19 protein-coding genes are annotated in these 19,338 nt (G+C 69.8%); 16 read left to right on the plus strand and 3 right to left on the minus strand.

Going from position 1 to position 19,338, the window contains the following annotated elements; translation table 11 throughout:
- Positions 1–5 precede the first annotated feature (5 nt).
- The 12 genes from OG975_RS27960 to OG975_RS28015 all read left to right on the plus strand — a co-directional run bounded on the left by OG975_RS27960 (position 6) and on the right by OG975_RS28015 (position 11,819).
- Positions 6–857, plus strand: a complete 852-nt coding sequence (locus OG975_RS27960) for a hypothetical protein (protein WP_381246825.1) — start codon at positions 6–8, stop codon at positions 855–857.
- The gene (locus OG975_RS27965) at positions 854–2,167 is read left to right on the plus strand and encodes a CpaF family protein (protein ID WP_406332142.1); all 1,314 of its coding nucleotides are present in this window, start codon (positions 854–856) and stop codon (positions 2,165–2,167) included. The genes OG975_RS27960 and OG975_RS27965 overlap by 4 nt, the downstream gene beginning before the upstream one ends.
- A 122-nt stretch (positions 2,168–2,289) precedes the next feature.
- Positions 2,290–3,228 carry a type II secretion system F family protein gene (locus tag OG975_RS27970; RefSeq protein WP_406336499.1) on the plus strand — a complete coding sequence of 313 codons (939 nt, stop codon included), beginning with the start codon at positions 2,290–2,292 and terminating at the stop codon, positions 3,226–3,228.
- Positions 3,225–4,148: a type II secretion system F family protein gene (locus OG975_RS27975; RefSeq protein ID WP_406332143.1), complete on the plus strand. Its 924-nt coding sequence runs from the start codon at positions 3,225–3,227 to the stop codon at positions 4,146–4,148. Before OG975_RS27970 ends, OG975_RS27975 begins: the two co-directional genes overlap by 4 nt.
- Positions 4,149–4,195: 47 nt before the next feature.
- Positions 4,196–4,447: a hypothetical protein gene (locus tag OG975_RS27980; RefSeq protein WP_028805786.1), complete on the plus strand. Its 252-nt coding sequence runs from the start codon at positions 4,196–4,198 to the stop codon at positions 4,445–4,447.
- Between the two features lie 122 nt (positions 4,448–4,569).
- Positions 4,570–4,950 (plus strand): TadE family protein, encoded by a 381-nt coding sequence (locus OG975_RS27985; RefSeq protein ID WP_406336500.1) that lies wholly within the window; start codon positions 4,570–4,572, stop codon positions 4,948–4,950.
- The gene (locus OG975_RS27990) at positions 4,950–5,405 is read left to right on the plus strand and encodes a TadE/TadG family type IV pilus assembly protein (RefSeq protein ID WP_406332144.1); all 456 of its coding nucleotides are present in this window, start codon (positions 4,950–4,952) and stop codon (positions 5,403–5,405) included. The genes OG975_RS27985 and OG975_RS27990 overlap by 1 nt, the downstream gene beginning before the upstream one ends.
- Positions 5,406–5,494: 89 nt before the next feature.
- Positions 5,495–5,911, plus strand: coding sequence for a pilus assembly protein TadG-related protein (locus OG975_RS27995; protein WP_406336501.1), 417 nt, complete (start codon positions 5,495–5,497; stop codon positions 5,909–5,911).
- A 293-nt stretch (positions 5,912–6,204) separates the two neighbouring features.
- Positions 6,205–9,204 (plus strand): BTAD domain-containing putative transcriptional regulator, encoded by a 3,000-nt coding sequence (locus OG975_RS28000; RefSeq protein WP_406332145.1) that lies wholly within the window; start codon positions 6,205–6,207, stop codon positions 9,202–9,204.
- 146 nt (positions 9,205–9,350) lie between these two features.
- Entirely contained in the window at positions 9,351–10,088 is a 738-nt protein-coding gene (locus tag OG975_RS28005) for a prepilin peptidase (protein WP_406332146.1), read from the plus strand.
- A gap of 71 nt (positions 10,089–10,159) precedes the next feature.
- Positions 10,160–11,359: a cyclic dehypoxanthinyl futalosine synthase gene (gene mqnC, locus OG975_RS28010; protein ID WP_327430835.1), complete on the plus strand. Its 1,200-nt coding sequence runs from the start codon at positions 10,160–10,162 to the stop codon at positions 11,357–11,359.
- 7 nt (positions 11,360–11,366) lie between these two features.
- A complete protein-coding gene (locus OG975_RS28015) occupies positions 11,367–11,819 on the plus strand; it encodes an imidazolonepropionase-like domain-containing protein (protein WP_406332147.1) in 453 nt (150 codons plus the stop codon).
- Positions 11,820–11,906: 87 nt separating this feature from the next.
- Here OG975_RS28015 and OG975_RS28020 read toward each other — a convergent pair whose 3' ends face one another.
- Positions 11,907–12,944: a chitinase gene (locus tag OG975_RS28020; protein WP_406332148.1), complete on the minus strand. Its 1,038-nt coding sequence runs from the start codon at positions 12,942–12,944 to the stop codon at positions 11,907–11,909.
- A 307-nt stretch (positions 12,945–13,251) separates the two neighbouring features.
- Here OG975_RS28020 and OG975_RS28025 point away from each other — a divergent pair, with 307 nt between their 5' ends.
- From OG975_RS28025 to OG975_RS28040, 4 genes are all read left to right on the plus strand, one after another.
- On the plus strand, positions 13,252–13,629 hold the full coding sequence (locus OG975_RS28025; RefSeq protein ID WP_406332149.1) for a hypothetical protein: 378 nt from the start codon (positions 13,252–13,254) through the stop codon (positions 13,627–13,629).
- A gap of 19 nt (positions 13,630–13,648) precedes the next feature.
- Positions 13,649–15,985: a bifunctional polysaccharide deacetylase/glycosyltransferase family 2 protein gene (locus tag OG975_RS28030; RefSeq protein ID WP_406332150.1), complete on the plus strand. Its 2,337-nt coding sequence runs from the start codon at positions 13,649–13,651 to the stop codon at positions 15,983–15,985.
- A complete protein-coding gene (locus OG975_RS28035) occupies positions 15,986–17,446 on the plus strand; it encodes an acyltransferase (protein ID WP_406332151.1) in 1,461 nt (486 codons plus the stop codon). It abuts the gene before it with no gap.
- 168 nt (positions 17,447–17,614) lie between these two features.
- On the plus strand, positions 17,615–18,310 hold the full coding sequence (locus OG975_RS28040) for a demethylmenaquinone methyltransferase (protein ID WP_330306601.1): 696 nt from the start codon (positions 17,615–17,617) through the stop codon (positions 18,308–18,310).
- A 44-nt stretch (positions 18,311–18,354) separates the two neighbouring features.
- Here OG975_RS28040 and OG975_RS28045 read toward each other — a convergent pair whose 3' ends face one another.
- Both OG975_RS28045 and OG975_RS28050 read right to left on the minus strand, forming a co-directional pair.
- On the minus strand, positions 18,355–18,687 hold the full coding sequence (locus OG975_RS28045) for a PASTA domain-containing protein (protein WP_369261233.1): 333 nt from the start codon (positions 18,685–18,687) through the stop codon (positions 18,355–18,357).
- Between the two features lie 81 nt (positions 18,688–18,768).
- Positions 18,769–19,275 (minus strand): GNAT family N-acetyltransferase, encoded by a 507-nt coding sequence (locus OG975_RS28050; RefSeq protein WP_406332152.1) that lies wholly within the window; start codon positions 19,273–19,275, stop codon positions 18,769–18,771.
- Positions 19,276–19,338 lie beyond the last annotated feature (63 nt).

The following is a 19,338-nucleotide window of genomic DNA, read 5'->3' on the forward strand; positions in this document are numbered from 1 at the left end:
GAGACATGGCGCTCATCGCCCTCGCCGCAGACAAGGGTTCCCCTGGCGTCACCACCGCCGCGGTAGCACTGTCGGCGGTCTGGCCCCGCAGAGTCCTGCTCGCCGAGACCGACCCGGCCGGCGGCGACCTCGTCTACCGCAGTGCCGCGGCGCACGGCGGGCCCCTCAACCCCAACACCGGGATGCTGTCGATAGCGGCTACCGCCCGCCGAGGCCTCGTACCCGACCAACTCTGGGACCATGTGCAGCCGTTGAGTGGCGGGCTCGAGGTGCTGGTCGGGCTCGGTGTCGCCGAGCAGGCCACCGGGCTCGCGGGCCTCTGGCCCACCCTCGGCCGCGCCTTCGCGCAGCTCGCCGATTCGCCGCACGCGCCCGCCGACGTCATCGCGGACTGCGGGCGGATCAGCGGGGACACCCCGGCCGTCGAGATGTTCTCGCAGGCTGCCCTCGTGCTGCTCATCTCGCGCACCGAGCCCGAAGCCATCGCGCGGGTACGGGACAGGGCGGCCGCCCTCAGCGCCAAGCTGCACGGTGGCCCCCGCGGTGCGGCCACCCTCGCCACGCCCCTCATCGGCGTCATCCTCATCGCCGACCCGAGCGACTCCGCCAAGCTCGTCCACCAGGTCAACGACATGCTGGTGGCGGCGCAGACCGGTGCGCGGGTCGTGGGCACGCTCGCCGACGACCCGGCCGGCGCCGACCAGTTGGCCGGCCGCAAGCGCGGGCGGCTCGACAAGTCGCTGCTCATCCGCTCGGCCCGTAAGGTCACCGCGGATCTGTATCAGCAGTACGGCGCCGCCTGGGCCGTACCGGCCAATGGACCGCATGGTCAGCCCGCCGCCGGGGCCGGTCGATGACCGCCGTCGACCATCAGCTGGTCAAGCGGTTCCGGCAGGACGCCGGTGACCGTATCGCCGAGCAGCGCCGCGAGGACCAGGTCCGCAACGTCACGCCGATGTCCAACGAGGACGAACGGCACTACGCGCGAGCGGTGATCGCGCAGATACTCGAGGACTACGCGCGCACCGAGATCAACCTCGGCCGCACCCCCCTCGACGCCGAGACCGAGGAGCAGTACGCGGCCGCCGTGCACGCCGCCCTCTTCGGCGTCGGGCGCCTCCAGCCGCTGCTCGACAACCCGGAAGTCGAGAACATCGACATCAACGGGTACGACCAGGTCTTCATCGGGTACGCGGACGGGCGGGAGGTCAAAGGGGATCCCGTCGCCGAGAACGACGAAGAGCTCATCGAGCTGATTCAGGTCCTCGGCGCCTACTCCGGACTCTCCTCCCGGCCCTTCGACTCCGCCAACCCTCAGCTCGACCTGCGGCTGCCGGACGGATCGCGTCTGTCCGCCGTCATGGACGTGACGCGTCGGCCCGCCCTGTCCATCCGTCGCGCGCGCATGGGCAAGGTCTTCGTCTCCGACCTCGTCGGCAATGGGACGATCACGCCCGAGGTCGCGCACTTCCTCGCCTGCGCCGTCCGGGCCCGTAAGAACATCATGATCGCGGGCGCCACCAACGCCGGTAAGACGACACTCCTGCGCGCCCTCGCCAACGAGATCCCGCCGCACGAGCGTCTCATCACCGTCGAGCGCGCCCTGGAGCTCGGGCTCGACACCTTCGCCGACCTGCACCCGAACGTGGTGGCCTTCGAGGAGCGCCTGCCCAACTCCGAGGGCCAGGGCTCCATCACCATGGCCGAGCTGGTGCGGCGATCCCTCCGAATGAACCCCTCCCGCGTCATCGTCGGTGAGGTCCTCGGCGACGAGATCGTGACCATGCTCAACGCGATGTCGCAGGGCAACGACGGCTCGCTGTCCACGATCCACGCGAACAGCTCCAGCGAGGTCTTCAACCGTATTTCCACGTACGCGCTCCAGGCGAACGAGCGGCTGCCCATCGAGGCCAGCCAGATGCTCATCGCGGGCGCGGTGAACTTCGTCGTGTTCGTCCAGCGGCGCAACAACTACCAGAGCGGCGGCCGTCTCCAGCGCGTGGTCACCTCCGTGCGCGAGGTCAACGGCGTCGACGGACGCGTGCTGTCCAGCGAGGTGTTCGCCGAGGCCCCGGATGGCCGGATCGTCCCGCACGCGCCGATCGCCTGCCTCGACGACCTCATCCAGCACGGCTACCGGCTGCCCGGCGGCGGGAGTTGGGGATGACCTTGACCCATGAGGTGGCCATGAGCCGTGAGATGGCGATGACCCACGAGGTGGCCATGAGCCATGCGATGAACACGCCTCACGACACGACGTCTCTCGCGGCGCTCGACTCGCTCGGCTCCATGGGCGGCCTGTTCTCCACGACCGTCCTGTACGCGCTCGCGTCCGGTATTGCCGTCGGCGGCGGCCTCGCGTTGTTCGCCGTCGCCGTGCGCGGACTGCCCGCCAAGCCCGAGTACGAGAAGCAGAAGGCCAGCGAACGGGCCAGTGAGCTGGTGCGGTTCGCCGGTCAGCGCGGTTCGATCGCCGCCATCGCCGGTCTCGTCGTCCTGCTGCTCACCCGCTGGGCCGTCGCCGGTATCGCGGCCGGCATCCTCGTCTTCTTCTGGGACAAGCTCTTCGGCGGCGCCTCGGAGGAGCGGGCCGCCATGCGGCGCGTGGAGGCCCTGGCCTCCTGGACGGAGTCTCTGCGCGACACGATCGCGGGCGCGGTCGGCCTGGAGCAGGCCATCCCCGCCTCGGCGCGCGCCTCCGCTCCCGTACTGCGGCCGCATCTCGACGCGCTGGTGGACCGGCTGCGCTCCCGTACGCCACTGCCCGAGGCTTTGCAGCACCTGGCCGACGAGATCAACGATGCCTCCGCCGACATCATCGTGGCCGCGCTCATCCTCAACGCGAGGCTGCGCGGGCCCGGTCTGCGGCAGGTGCTGGGCGCGCTGGCCAAGTCGGCGCGCGAGGAGGTCGACATGCGGCAGCGGGTCATGGCGCAGCGCGCCTCGACCCGCCGCTCGGTCCAGATCGTCGTCGCGGTGACCATCGCCTTCGTCCTCGGCCTGTCGATCTTCAATCGCGACTTCGTCGAGCCGTACGGCACGGCGGTCGGACAGCTCGTACTCGCCTGTGTCTGCGGCCTGTTCGCCCTCGGCTTCTGGTGGCTGCGCAAGCTGTCCACCATCGAGACGCCGGAGCGGTTCCTGGTGCGGGACGAGTCGTCGGTGCAGTTCGTACGGCCGCGTATGTCCGGCACCCCGGCTTCTGCGGATGAGGCGGTACGCCGATGAACCTGACCATGCCGATCACGATCGGCGCCATCCTGGGCCTGGGCGTCTACGCCCTCGTACGCGCCCTCATGCCGTCCAAGCGCAGCGCGGTCGCGCAGGTCGCGCGCATCGACGCGATGCGGGCGCGCGGGGCGGCGTACGAGTCCGCGCATCATGCCCAGCAGGAAGCCGGACGGCTCGGCACCGTACGGGCCCAAGTGGGCGCCCGGGTCGCCGAGTTCTATCTGCAGCAGGGCTGGGAACAGCGCTCGCTGCGGGCCGACCTGGCCGTCCTGGACCGGAGCTGGGAGAGGTTCCTCGCGACGAAGGTGCTGCTCGCCGCGGCGGGCGTGTTCTTCGGGCCGTTCCTCTTCGCCGTCGTCTGGACGCTCGGCTTCGGCAGCAGCCCGATCATCCCGGTCTGGCTGGCGCTGCTCTTCGCGCTGGTCTTCTTCTTCCTGCCGGACGTAGAGGTACGGCGGGACGCGGCGGACAAGCGGCGTGACCTGCGGCGCGTGATCGGCGCGTATCTGGACCTGGTGTCGATGAGCCTGGCCGGCGGCCGTGGTCTTCCCGAGGCGCTGATGGCCGCCGCCGAGGTCTCCGACGGCTGGGCCACGCAGCGCATCCGCAACGCCCTCAACGACGCCAGGATCACCGGCATCAGCCAGTGGCAGGCGCTCGGTTCGCTCGGCGAGGAGCTGGGCGTCGAGGAACTGAAGGACCTGTCGGCCTCGCTGGCGCTGGTCGCGGACGACGGCGCGAAGGTGCGCGAGTCGCTCGCCTCGCGCGCCGAGACCATGCGGCACCGCGAACTCTCCGAGATCGAGGGCAGCGCGGGCGAGAAGTCGCAGTCGATGCTGGTCGCTCAGCTGCTGCTGTGCGCGGGCTTCCTGGTCTTCCTGATCTTCCCGGCGGCGATGCGCGTGTTCCAGGTCTGACGCTCCCCACCACTGCTTCATCCCGAATTTCGAGAGGACAACTCACCATGAACGGACGGAACTTCAGCACCGGGATCCCGGGGGTGGACTTCCTGATCACCTTCCTCCAGGGCCGGGTGCAGCGCGCCCGCTCCGGCGAGCTCGACCGGGGTGCGTCCGCGGTGGAGTGGGTCATCATCTCCGCCGTCGTCGTCGCGATCGTCGGCGTGGTCGCCGCGATCATCAACGCCGCGCTGAGTGACGGCGCCAACAAGGTCGGTGACTGCATCAAGGGCGCGGACGCGGGCAAGACCTGCTGACCTCTTCGTCTCTTTCTCATTCGAGTATTTCTCATACGGGGATACGGGTGCGCGCACGTCGAGGGGTACGTCGCTGGGTACGCCGCCGGGTGGAGGCCGCCTCCGCCCGCGGTGACTCCGGCATGACCGCGATCGAGTTCGTGCTGCTCACGCCGGTGCTCTTCTTCATGATCTTCGCGACGGTGCAGTTCGCGCTGTACTTCTTCGCGGATCACGTGGCCCAGGCGGCGGCCCAGGCGGGCGCCCGCAAGGCCCGCGCCATGGCCGACGAACAGCCGGGCGCGTGGCGCGGCGAGGCGCGCGACGTGGTCGACAGCTACATTCGCCAGCTCGGCCCCCAGCTGGTGCTCTCCCCGAATGTGACGATGCTCCAGCCCGAGCAGAACACGGTGGGCGTGGAGATCACGGCGAAGGTCCCCACGGTGTTCCCGGGGCTCGACCTGACGGTGCACGCGCAGTCTTCGGGCCCGGTGGAGAGGTTCGTGAAGGAGGACGGGAACTGATGGGTCCGTTCTCTCTCCTGTGCGACCTCCTGCGGGACCGGGTTTCCCGCGGTCGAGGTCGCAACCGCGACCGTGGGCTGTCCACGGTCGAGGTGGTGATCCTCGCCCCGGTGATGATCCTCTTCATCCTCGTGCTGGTCTCCTTCGGCCAACTGGTCGACGGGCGAGGGGCATTGGACGGCGCCGCACGCGATGCCGCTCGCGCCGGTTCGATCCAGAAGGAAGAGGGTGTCGCCATGTCGGAGGCCCAGAAGGCGGCCGACGCCGACCTGGGGGACGTCTGCTCCGGTCCGGTGACCGTGACCAAGACCAGCACCGGCTGGGCGAACGCCGATCTCTTCACGGTCGAGGTGAGCTGCGAGGTGCGGGGCCTGGCGATGCTAGGCCTGGACGTTCCGACGCGGCTGACGTCTACGTTCACGTCGCCGCTGGATCCCTTCAAGAGGAAGGCGTGATGGGGGAGTTGAGGGAAGACGTGACGGCGGAGACGGGCACGTTCGGCAGGGCGGCCGCAGTCAGGGCCTGGGGGGCACGACGTGGGCGGATGGACGACCGCGGTTCGGGCGCCGGCGCGGTCATCATCTTCGCGCTCGTCTTCCTCTCCCTCTCGGCCTTCGTCATCGACGGCGGCATGTCGATCTCCAAGCGGGAACGCGCCGCCGACATCGCCGAACAGGCCGCCCGGTACGCCGCCGAGGACATAGACCTCGACTCCCTCTACGAGAACCAGAACGGCCCGGCCCCCATCAACTACCAGAACTGCGGCACCCGCGTGAAGGCCTTCGCCCGGGAGATGGGCATGTCCGCCGCGGACATCGCGGCCACCCACTGCGTGGCCGCCGACGCCGAACAGGTCGAGGTGGAGGTCCAGCTCACCTACTCCCCGGTCTTCACAGGCATGTTCTACGGCGGCGACGTGGTCGTGCACGGCCAGGCGGTGGCGGAGAACGAGGTCGGCTGAGGGCAGCCGGCTCGGTTTGTCAGACGAGACGGAAGCATTCGAAGGGTAAGCGTGTCGCCCCAGCCGGCCTGGCCGCCGGACGTCCCCCTGGATTGTGTGGGGACCGTGAGAACTGTGACATGGCGGTCACGAAGAGGGTGGCGCAACTCGGGCGTAGCGGGCGGGCGGTGAGTAATCGGGCGTGCGGTGGGTCCTCGGCCCCTGTCTGGCCTTCGACTCCCTCTCTAAGATCTCGGTAGGCTCAGTACACCCCCGCCCTCACTCCCTCCCCACACGACCCCAGGACACCCGCCATGGCGCGACGCACCACTTCCAGCTCGACGGGCAGCTCGCCGGGTCCGAGGAACCGGACGCCGCAGCCCCTGCCCCGGCGTCGTCGGACGTTCGGGGACTTCGTGAAGGCGTTCGGGGCGTTCGTCGCCCTGGTCGTGCTGCTTGTCGGGGTGCCGGGGGCGCTGGTCGTCAGCGTCGGGTGGCCGTTTCCGCACGGGACGCCCGAGCTGGCGTGGTTGCAGCAGGAAATCACCGTCGGCACGTTCATTCATGTGCTGACCGTGATCGTGTGGTTCGCCTGGGCCCAGTTCACCGCCTGCGTGCTCGTCGAGATGAAGGCCGCGCTGTCGGGCGTCGGGCTGCCGAACCGCGTACCGGGCGCGGGGGGCAGCCAGTTGCTCGCGCGACAGCTCGTCGCCGCGCTGCTGCTCGTCGGGGCCACCGCGGCCAGCCTCACCCCGGGGCTCTCGCAGCTCGGGCAGAGCCTGGAGGGCAACCAGCGGGGGAGCGTCGCCGTCGCGCAGCAGACGCCGGGCGGACTGTTCGGGCAGCAGCAGGAGCAGGCCGCCTCCAGCGCGGCCGCCGCGATCGCCGAGCAGGCCGCCAACGCGGCGGCACACGCCGACAGCGGGGGCGCTCACGCCGCCAAGGAAGGCGACACCAAGTACTACCGGATCCAGCCGCCCGAGGGACGCCACCACGACTCCCTCTGGGAGATCGCCGAGCGGCATCTCGGCGACGGGCGCCGGTACAAGGAGATCTACCAGCTCAACAAGGACCGCACGCAGCCCGACGGCTCCAAGCTGTCGGAAGCCAGCCTGATCCGGCCCGGCTGGATCCTCGAAATGCCCGGCGACGCCCACGGCGGCGAACTCGTCCAGATGCCCGACGAGGCGCCCAAGGTCTCCGAGCAGGTCCAGCAGCAGATCCACGACTACTCCCAGACCGGGGATCACGCGCAGGGCGGCGGCCAGAAGCAGCAGGGTCAGGGCGACCGGGACACCGCGCACATCCAGCTGCCTCATCAGCGGCCCGGCGGTGACCAGGGAAGCGGTCACCAGCGGCAACAGAACCAGAACCAGAATCAGCAGCAACAGCGCGCGCAGGCCGGGTCGGAGGAGGGGAGCGGGTTCTCCTTCGGGCTTCCCGAAGCCCTCGTCGGCGCGCCCCTCCTCGCCGCCGGCCTCCTCGGCGCCCTCGGCCGCCGCCGCCGTCAGGCGCTGTGGCAGTCGGCGCTCGGTGCCGTCGGCGGGCGGCGCGGCATGGAGCCGCCGATCCCGACCGGGTCCGCCGCGGACGCCCAGGACGCGCTGCTCGTGGGCGCCGACCCCGAGGGCGTACGACTGCTCGACCTGTCGTTGCGCGGACTCGCGGCGGCGCTCGCGGCCGAGTCGCGCCCGCTGCCGACCGTCTACGCGGCCTGGCTCAGCGGCAACGGCGATCTGCATCTGCAGCTCGCCCAGCCGGCCGGCAAGCCGCCCGCGCCATGGCAGCTCGGTCAGGACCAGACGTTCTGGATGCTGGCGCGGACGGACGCGGAGCGGTACGAGGACGTCGACACCGCCGCTCCCTACCCGGGCCTGGTGAGCCTCGGGACCATGGACGACTCCCGGCTGCTCCTCAACCTCGAGTCCGTTCCCGGCATCGTCTCCCTCAGCGGCAGCGCGAGCGACCGCGCGGGCGTCTTCGCCTCCGTCGCCGCCGAGTTGGCCACCAACGGGTGGTCCGACCGCATGACGATCACGCTCGTCGGCTTCGGGCAGGATCTGACCCCGCTCGCGCCCAGCCGGCTGCGCCACCTCGACGACATCGAGGCGCTGGTGGAGACCATGGAGGCGGAGACGCGGCAGCGCCGCGGTGCGCTGGGGGCCGCCGGGCACGACTCCGTGCTCACCGGCCGCACCGGGCCCGCCCAGCACACCCGTTGGGCCCCGCACCTCGTGCTGCTCGCCGCCGAACCGTCCGCCGACGACGCCGTCAAGCTCGCCGAACTCGCCGCCGACGCGAGCCGGCTGGGCATCGGCTATCTCGTCGGCACCGAGAGCGGCGATCTGCCGGGTGCCGCCTGGGAGATGGAGATCACCAGCCAGGGCAAGCTGCTCGCGCCGCTCCTCGGGCTCGAACTCGACGCGCAGCTGCTGCCGGTGGAACAGCAGCGGGCGGTCGTCGAGTTGTTCGTCGAGGCGGACCCCGAGCGGGAGGACGCGAACGCGTCGGCGCCGCCGTTCCTCGTCGACATCAGCGAGCAGGGGCGCCCTGCGGTGTACGCGCGGCTCGTGGGCCCGTACGAGATCATCGGCCTGGAGACGCCCGACGGCGAACGCAGTCCTCTGATGCACGAGGCGCTGGCACTGCTGCTCCTGCACCGCGAGGGTGTGCACCCCCGGGTGCTGTCCTCGGCCCTCTGGCCGCGCGGTGTCACCGAGGACGTACGCGACGCGCTCGTCGAGCGGCTGCGCGGCTGGCTCGGCCACGACCCCGACGGCACGCCCCGCCTCGGTACCGACGCGACCGGGCGCCTGACGCTCGCCAAGTCGGTCGTGTCCGACCTGGACGTACTGCGCTCCCTCTACCACGAGGCGACGCAGGGCAAGGGCGTCAACAGCCGTGCCGTACGCGGGCGTCTGCTCACCGACGCGCTCGTCCTCGTACGCGGGCCGCTGCTCGCCGACCGCGTCCAGGGGCGCTACGGCTGGCTCACCCACGAGATCATCGACGCCCAACTCCCGCTGCTCGTCGCGGACATCGGGCTCGCGCTCTCCGCGTTCCACCTGGAGAAGGACCGCGCGGGGCAGGCCATCGAGGCGTTGAACGCTTCGCTGAACTCGGCGCCGGGAGATGAGCGGTTGTGGAACGAGTTGCTGCGGGCCACGCATGCGACGGGTGACAGTGACCGGTTGAAGGCTCTGGCTGCCGACCTGGTGTCTCGTAGTGGGGCTCGGGGGCTGCCGCCGCGGACCGAGGCCCTCCTTGACGAGTTGCTGCCGACCTGGCGGAGTGGGGTAGCTGCGGCTGGGTGACGGGGCGTTGGGGCTGGACCTCGGTGTTCAGGTACCCGGCGCTGATGGCTGTGCCCACCCTCCCCCACTCTCGGCTTCGCTCGAGCGGGGGGACCCCCATCGCCCTGCGGAACGATTGCCCACAGTGGTAAGCGGTAGGAGAACACGTGGATCTCGACCTCTGGCTGACCCTCGTCGCCGCCCTCTGGGGCGCCGCCGCCGGGCTGCTGGTGCCCCGGGCCGCGTACCGCTTCTCCGTCGAGCCGGACCAGCCGTGGCGCGACCGCTGCCCCGAGGGGCACCTGATCACCGGGGTCGCACGCGGCTGGATCGGGCTCGCCCGGTGCGCGGACGGCACCCGGTACGGCCCAGGCACCCCCCTCCTCTCCCTCGCCACCGCCCTCGTCTGCGCCGGGCTCGCGCTCGCCACCGGTACCCGGCCCGAGCTCGCGGTCTGGCTGCTGCTCGCGCCCCTCGGTGTGCTGCTCGCCGTCGTGGACTTCACCGTGCAGCGGCTGCCCGATGTGCTCACGCTGCCGCTCGCGGGTGCCGCGCTCGCGCTGCTCGGGGCGGTCGCGGCGGTGCCCGAGCATGCGGGGGACTGGCTGACGGCGCTGTTCGGGGCGCTCGCGCTCGGGGGCGCGTACTTCCTTCTCTTCCTCATCAACCCGAACGGCATGGGGTTCGGGGACGTGAAGCTCGCGCTGGGCCTCGGCGCCGTGCTCGGCTGGTACGGCTGGAGCGTGGTGTTCCTGGGGACCTTCGCCGGGTTCCTGTTCGGCGGGTTGTACGGGATGGGGCTCGTCGTGGTGCGGCGCGCCGGGCGGAAGACATCGATCCCCTTCGGCCCGTTCCTGATCGCGGGGGCATACGCGGGGCTTCTGATCGGGGCGTACGCGGCCTGACGTCGGGCGATCGAAGGGGCTGGCGTAGGCTGGTTCGGTCCGTCCACAACCCTTACGAAAGGGACGCCCCGGTGACCGAGAAGGCCGACCTTCAGTCCGTCCTCGACCGTGCCGCCGAGGGTGGGCGGATCACCCCGGAAGAGGCGCTCGACCTCTACCGCGACGCCCCGCTGCACGCGCTGGGCGCCGCCGCCGACGCCGTGCGCCGTCGCAGGTACGCCGGTACGGAGCACATCGCGACGTACATCATCGAGCGCAACATCAACTACACGAACGTGTGCGTCACGGCGTGCAAGTTCTGCGCCTTCTACGCGGCCCCGAAGGACACCGACAAGGGCTGGACGCGCGACCTCGACGACATCCTGCGCCGCTGCGCGGAGACCGTCGAGCTCGGCGGTACGCAGATCATGTTCCAGGGCGGGCACCACCCGGACTACGGCGTCGAGTACTACGAGAAGCACTTCGCCGCGATCAAGGCCGCGTACCCGCAGCTGGTCATCCACTCCCTCGGCGCGTCCGAGGTCGAGCACATGGCCCGTATCTCCAAGGTGAGCGTCGAGGAGGCCATCCAGCGCATCCACGCGGCCGGTCTGGACTCCTTCGCCGGCGCCGGCGCGGAACTCCTCCCCGCGCGCCCCCGCAAGGCGATCGCGCCCCTCAAGGAGTCCGGCGAGCGCTGGCTGGAGATCATGGAGACCGCGCACGGGCTGGGTGTCGAGTCGACGTCCACCATGCTCATGGGCACCGGCGAGACCAACGCCGAGCGCATCGAGCACCTGCGGATGATCCGTGACGTACAGGACCGGACGGGCGGCTTCCGCGCCTTCATCCCGTACACGTACCAGCCCGAGAACAACCACCTGAAGGGCCGCACGCAGGCGACGCTCTTCGAGTACCTGCGCATGATCGCCATCGCGCGCCTCTTCATGGACAACATCGCCCACATCCAGGGCTCCTGGCTGACCACCGGCAAGGAGGTCGGCCAGCTCTCCCTGCACTACGGCGCGGACGACCTCGGCTCGATCATGCTGGAGGAGAACGTCGTCTCCTCGGCGGGCGCCAAGCACCGCTCCAACCGCATGGAGATCATCGACCTGATCCGCAAGGCGGGCCGTGTCCCGGCCCAGCGGACCACGACGTACGAGCACATCGTCGTCCACGACGACCCGGCGAACGACCCGGTCGACGAGCGGGTCATGTCCCACATCTCCTCGACCGCGATCGAGGGCGGCACGGCACATCCCGAGCTGAAGCTGCTCGCGTCCAACTGACCTCAGAATGCTGACGATTCACGCCGCCGACGAGCTGCGGTTCGGGTGGGACGACTCCGAGCCCGTCAAGGGCGGTGCCGTCGTGGTGGAGGGCGCGAGGGTCGCCGCCACGGGGCCGCTGAGCGAGCTCCAGGAGCGGTTCCCGGGGGCCCGCGTACGCCGCTGGCCCGGCGTCCTCGGCCCCGCCCGCATCCACGAGGGACCACTCCCGGACGCCCCGACACCGCGTGAACGCATTCACGCGGTGTTGAAGCTGGGCGCGGCGGCCGTCTTGGCAGAGCACGCCGACTCGCCCGAACTGCGGGCCGCCGCCGAACGGAATGACGTTGTAGTCCTCCCTAGCGCGGAGCGGCGGCCCGCGATCATCCAGACCGGCCGAGCCGACCTCGCCGTGTTCGACGAGACCGGCGCGTGCATCGCAACGGTGTGCGCGGGCCGCTTGGTCCACAGACGCCGCTGAACTATTCCAGCCAAGGGTTTCGGGAGCGCCCCTTTAGGGGCGCGGGGAACTGCGCGACCAGCCACAGACGACCCGCACCCGACAAACTCACCCAGCGAACGCCTCAGCAAAAGCCCCCGAGTCCTGCTCAACCCCGCTGCAATCAGTAGCCGCATCATCAGACGCAGAGTCATCGTCCTCGCACTGCTGATCCCGGAACGTCGACCACATGGACACCCACGCCACCTCCTTCTCCTCAGCGAACGCCCGCACCTGCGCCGCGTCCGAGAGGCTGAACGTCTCGCCCGAGACGTCGTTGTCCCCGATCATCGACGTGAGCGCGAGCCCCTGCCACGCCCCCGCGCTGGACAGCCCGAAGACGTCCTCCAGCTGATCGTGGGCCGCCTTGGCGGACGTGATGGCGTAGTCGCCCATGTCACCGCTGTACGAGGTGCCGTAGTTCATCGTCATGATGTTGACGGTGGAGACCTTCACGGAGGAGTCGTTGGCGGACTCCAGCAGCGCCAGGCTGTCGGAGTCGAGGCCGGACGGCATGACCGGCAGCGTGAAGGAGACCTTCAGGTCGGGGCGCTCCTTCTGGAGCACCGCGATCGCCGCCGAGCGCATCTTGACCGAGGCGGAGTCGGTCAGCTGGTCGCCCTCGATGTCGAAGTCCGCCTGCGTCGACCCGGCGGCGTCCAGCGCCGCCCCGTAGGCCGCGGCCAGCTCGGTCACGCTGTCGCAGGTGGACGCCAGCTCCTTCCCGGACGCCCCGCCGAAGGAGACGCGCACGCTCGCGCCGGACTCCTTGAGCGCCGAGATCCGGGACTTCACGGCCGCGTTGCCTATGGCGTACGTCCCGTTCCACTTCGCCGCACAGTCGCTGCCGTCCGAGATCACGAAGGCCAGGTTGTACGTCGTCGGTGACCCGGCCGAGTCCATGTCGGACGCGGTGGTGGCGCTCACGTACGGGGCGTACGAGGTGGAGGACGAGGACGACGACTCGCTCTCGGAGGGTGCCGCACTCGTTTGCGGGGTCTGCGTGGGCGCGGCGTCCGACGTGTCGTCACCGCCCGAGGAGCACCCCGCACAGGCCAGAGCCACCAGGCAGACGAGCCCGGCGGCCGGCTTCAGGAAACTCCTCATTGCACATGCACCCGCTCTCGTGATTTCTGTCTCAGGACGGAAACAAAGTGCGATTCCGGAGTTCAAAGGTGGCACATGCGGTGGAGATCCAGAAACGCGGAAGGTGCATGGAAAGTGCATAGGGAAATGGGTGCAAATCGGATGAATCGGTCGTGAAAATGGGGCATAAGGTCTGTATGTATCGGGCCTGAGCTGCGCAGATGTTCATGGATTCTCTCAGGGAATGAACAGGTTGAGGCCAGTCTCATGGTTCTCTCACATGAGAACCTTGGAATTGGCCACATAAAGGCCTCCTAATATCCGGGGAATGCAATCCGAGTCAGTCATCGAAAACCGCGCCGAAGTGCGCGGACGCCGCCGCAAACGCGGCAGCGGGGCCCTGGAAGGTCCCGTGTTCGTGGACAACTCTGGGCGCAGAGCCCGCCTGCTGCGCAGAGTCGGCATCCTCCTCGGCGTCGTATGTCTCGGCTACGCGGCCGTGCTCGGCATGGCCTTCATGGGCTGGGGCACCTCGCTGACGCCGTCCTCGCTGTTCCCCTTCAGCGGCGGCCAGTCCGGTTCCGCTCCGGGCGGCAACTTGCAGCCGCAGGGCGGCATCGCCCCCAGCGGCGTTCCCACCGGTGTTCCCACCGGCACCCCGCCCTCCTCCGCTCCCTCCGTGTCCGCCTCCACAGGCGCCAAGTGACCGGGACGCACCCACTCTCATGACTACGACGACGCCCTCGCGCGGCCGTCGGCGCGCCCCCTCCAAGATGGAGCGGGCGGCCGGCAAGGCCGCGGCGCTGCAGAAGCCGCGTGTCATCCTCGCCCTGCTGCTCCTGCTCGGACTCACCAGCGTGATGCTGCTCGACGGCTACCTGCGCTCCGAGATCGGCAACGACTCGCGGGTACGCGACGGCGCGGCCTACGACAAGGTCCCCGAGAAGATCCTTGACGGCGGCCCCATCCTGACCTTCAACAACGGCACGGCGAAGACCCAGTCCGTGCCCAAGAAGACCATCGTGCTCACCTTCGACGACGGGCCGACCGGGGAGTGGACTCCGCAGGTCCTCAAGGTCCTTGAGGAGAACGACATCGAGGCCACCTTCTTCATGGTGGGCTCGATGGTCTCGCGCTATCCGAGCGTGGTGAAGAACCTGGTGGACCAGGGCAACGAGGTCGGCATCCACACCTTCACGCACGTCGACCTCTCGTACCAGAGCACGGCGCGCCTCAAGCGCGAGCTGCTACAGACCCAGCTGGCCCTCGCGGGCGCGGCGGGCGTCACCACCACGCTGTTCCGTGCCCCGTACTCGTCGGAGATCAACGCCGTCGACAACTACAGCTGGCCGGTCTACCAGGAGATCGGCGGCCTGGGCTACACCAGCGTCTTCGTCAACACCGACAGCGACGACTGGAAGAAGCCGGGCGTCTCGAAGATCGTCCAGTGGGCCACGCCGAAGAAGAACAAGGGCGCCATCGTCCTCATGCACGACGCGGGCGGTGACCGTTCGCAGACGGTCAAGGCGCTCGACACGTACATCAAGAAGATGAAGGCGAAGGGCTACACCTTCACCACGGTCAGCGGCGCCCAGGCCAAGCTGAACCAGGCCGCGCGGGCGAGCAGTGGCGCGGGGCAGGCCGCCGGGGCCGCCGGTCAGCAGGCCGGCCAGCAGCCGCCCGGTGCCACGGGCGGGACCTCGGGTTCGGGTACGGCCTCGGGTTCGGGCACGGCCGTCAAGATCAATACCGCGCAGGCCGCCCACCGCACGGCCACCGGCACCACGCTCTATGAGGGCAAGGCCCTCATCTGGGCGGTCGCGGTCGCCGAATGGGTCGTACCGGCGCTGTCCTGGTTCCTGGTCGTCGTCGGCGTCGCCGTGATGGGCCGGTTCGGGATGATGCTGATCCTCGCCCGCCGCCACTACAGACAGCGCAACAGGAAGCGCGGCAGGGGCGGGAAGTTCAGCTGGGGCCCGACGGTCACCCGGCCGGTGACCGTGATCGTGCCCGCGTACAACGAGAAGGAGTGCATCGCCAACACCCTCAAGTCGCTGGCGAAGAGCACCCATCCGATCGAGATCATCGTCGTGGACGACGGTTCCGAGGACAACACGTCCGAGATCGCCGAGTCGCTCGGCATGCCGAACGTCCGCGTCATCCGGCAGGAGAACGCGGGCAAGCCGGCCGCCCTCAACAACGGTGTCCGCAACGCGAGTTACGACATCGTCGTGATGATGGACGGTGACACGGTCTTCGAGCCGGACGCCGTGCACCAGCTCGTGCAGCCCTTCGCGGACCCGGAGATCGGCGCGGTCGCGGGCAACGCCAAGGTCGGCAACCGCAACACGATGATCGGCGCCTGGCAGCACATCGAGTACGTGATGGGCTTCAACCTCGACCGCCGTATGTACGACCTGCTGCGCTGCATGCCCACCATCCCGGGCGCCATCGGCGCGTTCCGCCGGGACGCCGTCCTTGAGGTCGGCGGCATGAGCGAGGACACGCTCGCCGAGGACACCGACATCACCATCGCCATGCACCGCGCGGGCTGGCGGGTCGTCTACCAGGAGCACGCCAAGGCCTGGACGGAGGCGCCCGGCTCGCTGAAGCAGCTGTGGTCGCAGCGCTACCGCTGGTCGTACGGCACCATGCAGGCGCTGTGGAAGCACCGCAAGTCCCTGACGGACAAGGGGCCTTCGGGCCGCTTCGGTCGCGTGGGCATGCCCCTGGTCGTGCTCTTCCAGATCGTCACGCCGGTCTTCGCGCCGCTCATCGACGTGTTCACCGTCTACTCGATGATCTTCGTGGACTTCCAGGCCGCGCTGCTCGCCTGGCTGGCCGTCCTCGCCGTCCAACTGGTCTGCGCGGCCTACGCGTTCCGACTCGACCGGGAGAAGTACCGCTACCTCGCGATGCTGCCGCTGCAGCAACTCGCGTACCGCCAGATGATGTACCTCGTTCTGATCCACTCCTGCGTCACGGCCCTGACCGGCGGACGTCTGCGCTGGCAGAAGCTCAAGCGCACGGGTGAGGTCGGGACTCCGGCAGGAGTGAGCTAGATGAGCTGGGGCTCGGAACAACAGGGACAACAGGGACAGCAAGGACAGCAAGGACAGCGAGGGCAGCAAGGGCCGCAGGGCCAGCAGGGTTACGGCTACGGCGGGTACGGGGGGCAGCAGGCCCCGCCCCAGCAGTACGGGCAGGGATACCCCCAGTACGACCAGGGTTACGGCCAGGGCTATGCCCAGCCCCAGCCCCAGCCCCAGCCGTACACCCAGCCCGTGCAGCGGCAGCCGTACGCGCAGCCCGTACAACCCACGCAGTACGAGCAGCCGTGGTCGTACGCGCCCGAGGAGCCGGAAGCGGCCTCCACCACCGCTCAGCTGGACCCCGTTCCGTCCGAGCCCCCCGCTCAGACCCCCGCTCCCGCCGCGGCGGAGGAGCCGCCGCCCACGGAACCGGAGGAGCCGAAGCCGAAGGCGAAGGCCGGCGGCCGTGACCGCTACTTCGACGCCCTGCGCGCCGTCGCCCTGGTCCGCGTCGTCACGTACCACACGTTCGGGTGGGCCTGGGCCGGCATGGTCTTCCCCTCCATGGGCGTGATGTTCGCGCTCGCCGGCACCCTGATGGCCAAGTCCCTGGAGCGCCCCGCGTTCAAGGTGGTCAAGAGCCGGATGCGGCGGCTGCTGCCGCCCTTCTGGTTCTGGGGCTTCTTCGTCGTGGTCGCGATGATGATCCACGACTGGATGCCGGGCTGGCAGATCGTCTTCTGGGTCGTCCCGGTCGGCGACCCGCCGGGCAACCAGTGGGGCATCCAGGCCTGGGAGATCCTCTGGTACCTGCGTACGTACCTCTGGTTCGTGCTGCTCTCCCCGCTGCTCCTGTGGATCTTCCGCAAGGCCCCCATCCCGGTCCTGCTCCTCTCCCTCGTACCGATCGTGGTCTTCCAGTACGGCTGGACGCCGCCGTGGGACCGCTTCGGCAGCGCCATCACCGACCTGGCCACCTATCTGTTCTGCTGGCTCGTCGGCTTCGCGCACCGCGAGGGCGTGCTCCAGCGGCTGAAGCCCGCCCTGGTGGTGGCGGCGTCGCTGGCCGCGATCGTGTACGGCGGCTGGTTCGCCTTCGGCCACCAAGGGGACTTCGGCACCTACGACCTGGACGAGATCCCGATCGCCCAGGCCTTCTGGTCGGCCGGCTTCGTCACGCTGCTGATGTACTTCAAGGCGTACTACAACGTCGACTTCGCATGGCTCGCCCGCTTCAAACGGCTCGACCGGATCGTGACGATCTTCAACGGGCGCGCCGTGACGATCTACCTCTGGCACGAGATCGCCCTCATCCTCGCGGTCCCGCTGATCGACCAGTTCTGGAAGGTGCCCGCCTTCGAGAAGTGGCTGCCGCTGGAGAGCCAGTGGTTCATGTTCGGCATCGGCTGGGTGCTGATCTGGGTCGCGATCCCGCTGTTCGGCTGGGTCGAGGACGTGGCCGCGAAGAAGAAGCCGAAGCTGCTGCCCTGAGGGCGGCCCCGCGAGGTTCCCTGGGAGTGGCCCCCGGGGGGTTCCCCGGGAGTGGCCTCCGAGGGCCCCCGGATAGGGGCGCCGAGGGGGCGCCGAGGGGGTCGCATAAGACCGGCGTACGGGCCGGGCGCTGGAGAGTCGCCCGGCTCGTACTGCCACAATGGGACCGTGACCCGCGCATCCCTGGACAAGCAGCCGCACGAAGTCGCCTCGATGTTCGACGACGTGGCGGAACGGTACGACCTGACGAACGACCTGCTGTCGCTCGGGCAGGACCGGGTGTGGCGCCGGGAGGTCGCGAAGGCCGTCGACGCCCGGCCCGCGCAGAAGATCCTGGACCTGGCGGCCGGTACGGCGACCTCGTCCCTCCCCTTCGCCCGCACCGGCGCGTACGTCGTGCCCTGCGACTTCTCCCTCGGCATGCTCCGGGTCGGCAAGAGAAACCACCCCTGGCTGCCGCTCACGGCGGGCGACGCGACGAAGCTGCCCTTCAAGGACGACACCTTCGACGCGGTCACGATCTCCTTCGGGCTGCGCAACGTGCAGGACACCGACGCCGCGCTGAGCGAGCTGTACCGGGTGACCAAGCCCGGCGGCCGTGTCGTGATCTGCGAGTTCTCGCACCCCACGTGGGCGCCGTTCCGCACGGTGTACACCGAGTACCTGATGCGCGCGTTGCCGCCGGTCGCCCGTGCGGTCTCCTCCAACCCCGACGCGTACGTCTACCTCGCCGAGTCCATCCGCGCCTGGCCGAACCAGCCCGAACTGGCCGAGCGGCTGCGCAAGGCGGGCTGGTCGAAGGTGGCCTGGCGGAACCTGACGGGCGGCGTCGTGGCGCTGCACCGGGGCTTCAAGCAGGCCTGAGCACGCCTTTCCCGCTTGGCCGGGTCACCTGACGACCGGCCGGGTCACCTGAGGACCTCGAACGGGTCGCCCGGCTCGTCGAGCTCGCGACGCATCCCGCCCGACGGCGGACGTGGCAGCCGCGGCTCGCGCACCCCCGTGCCGCCCTCCGCGTCACCGAGGTCGAACCATACGGTGACCACGGCACCGCGCGGGATCTCGGCGCCGGGCGGGGGATATTGCCGTACGACGTAATCGACGACCGTGAGATGGAAGTCGGGCCGGTCGGGCGCGGCGAGCAGCACCCCTCGCGCCTCGGCCGTCTCGCGCGCGTCCACGGCCATCAGGCCCACGAGCCGCGGTACGCGCACTTCGGGTGTCTTGGGTGTTATGCGCACTGACGTCACCCCCAGCGGTACCGGAAGGGTAAGCCTCGCCCGTGCCCTTCCGGAAGCCGTAAGGAGACGTGCCCGGCTCCGTCAGAGGGCCAGCCGGTAGCGGTGCCCCTCCTGCCCCGAGGCCGGCAGGGTGAACCGCTCGGCGAGCTCCATGCCGAGCCGCCGCGTCACCGCGATGGAGCGTTCGTTGCGGGCGTTGACCATGGCGACGACGTGGCCGACGCCCGCCGCGCGAACCCGCTCCAGGGTGGTGCGGGCGGCCGCCGTGACATACCCCTTGCCCCAGTGCGCCCGCCCCAGCCGCCAGCCGATCTCGATCTGCCCCGCCGGCCCCCAGGCGTGCGGCCACGGCTGCGCGCCGGTGAAGCCGAGCACGTCACCCTCCGAGTCGACCATCGTCCACAGACAGAACCCGTACTCGGCGTCGTGCCGCCGCTGCCGTGCGGTGAGCTCCTCGTACACGGACAACTCGGCCGCCCTGCCCCCGTGGAACTCCATGACCTCCGGGTCGGCGAAGATACGGTGCCAGGCGAAGGCGTCCTCGTCGGTGGGGACTCGGAGCTGTACGTCGGGGAGAGCTCGGTTCACGGGGCAGCCCTTCAGCCAGGTGATCAGTACCGCTGCATAGACTGCCCATGTCCAGTGCCCGTC

Origin of the sequence: Streptomyces sp. NBC_00203, from assembly GCF_045206325.1 — a bacterium.
Lineage (GTDB): Bacteria > Actinomycetota > Actinomycetes > Streptomycetales > Streptomycetaceae > Streptomyces > Streptomyces lutosisoli.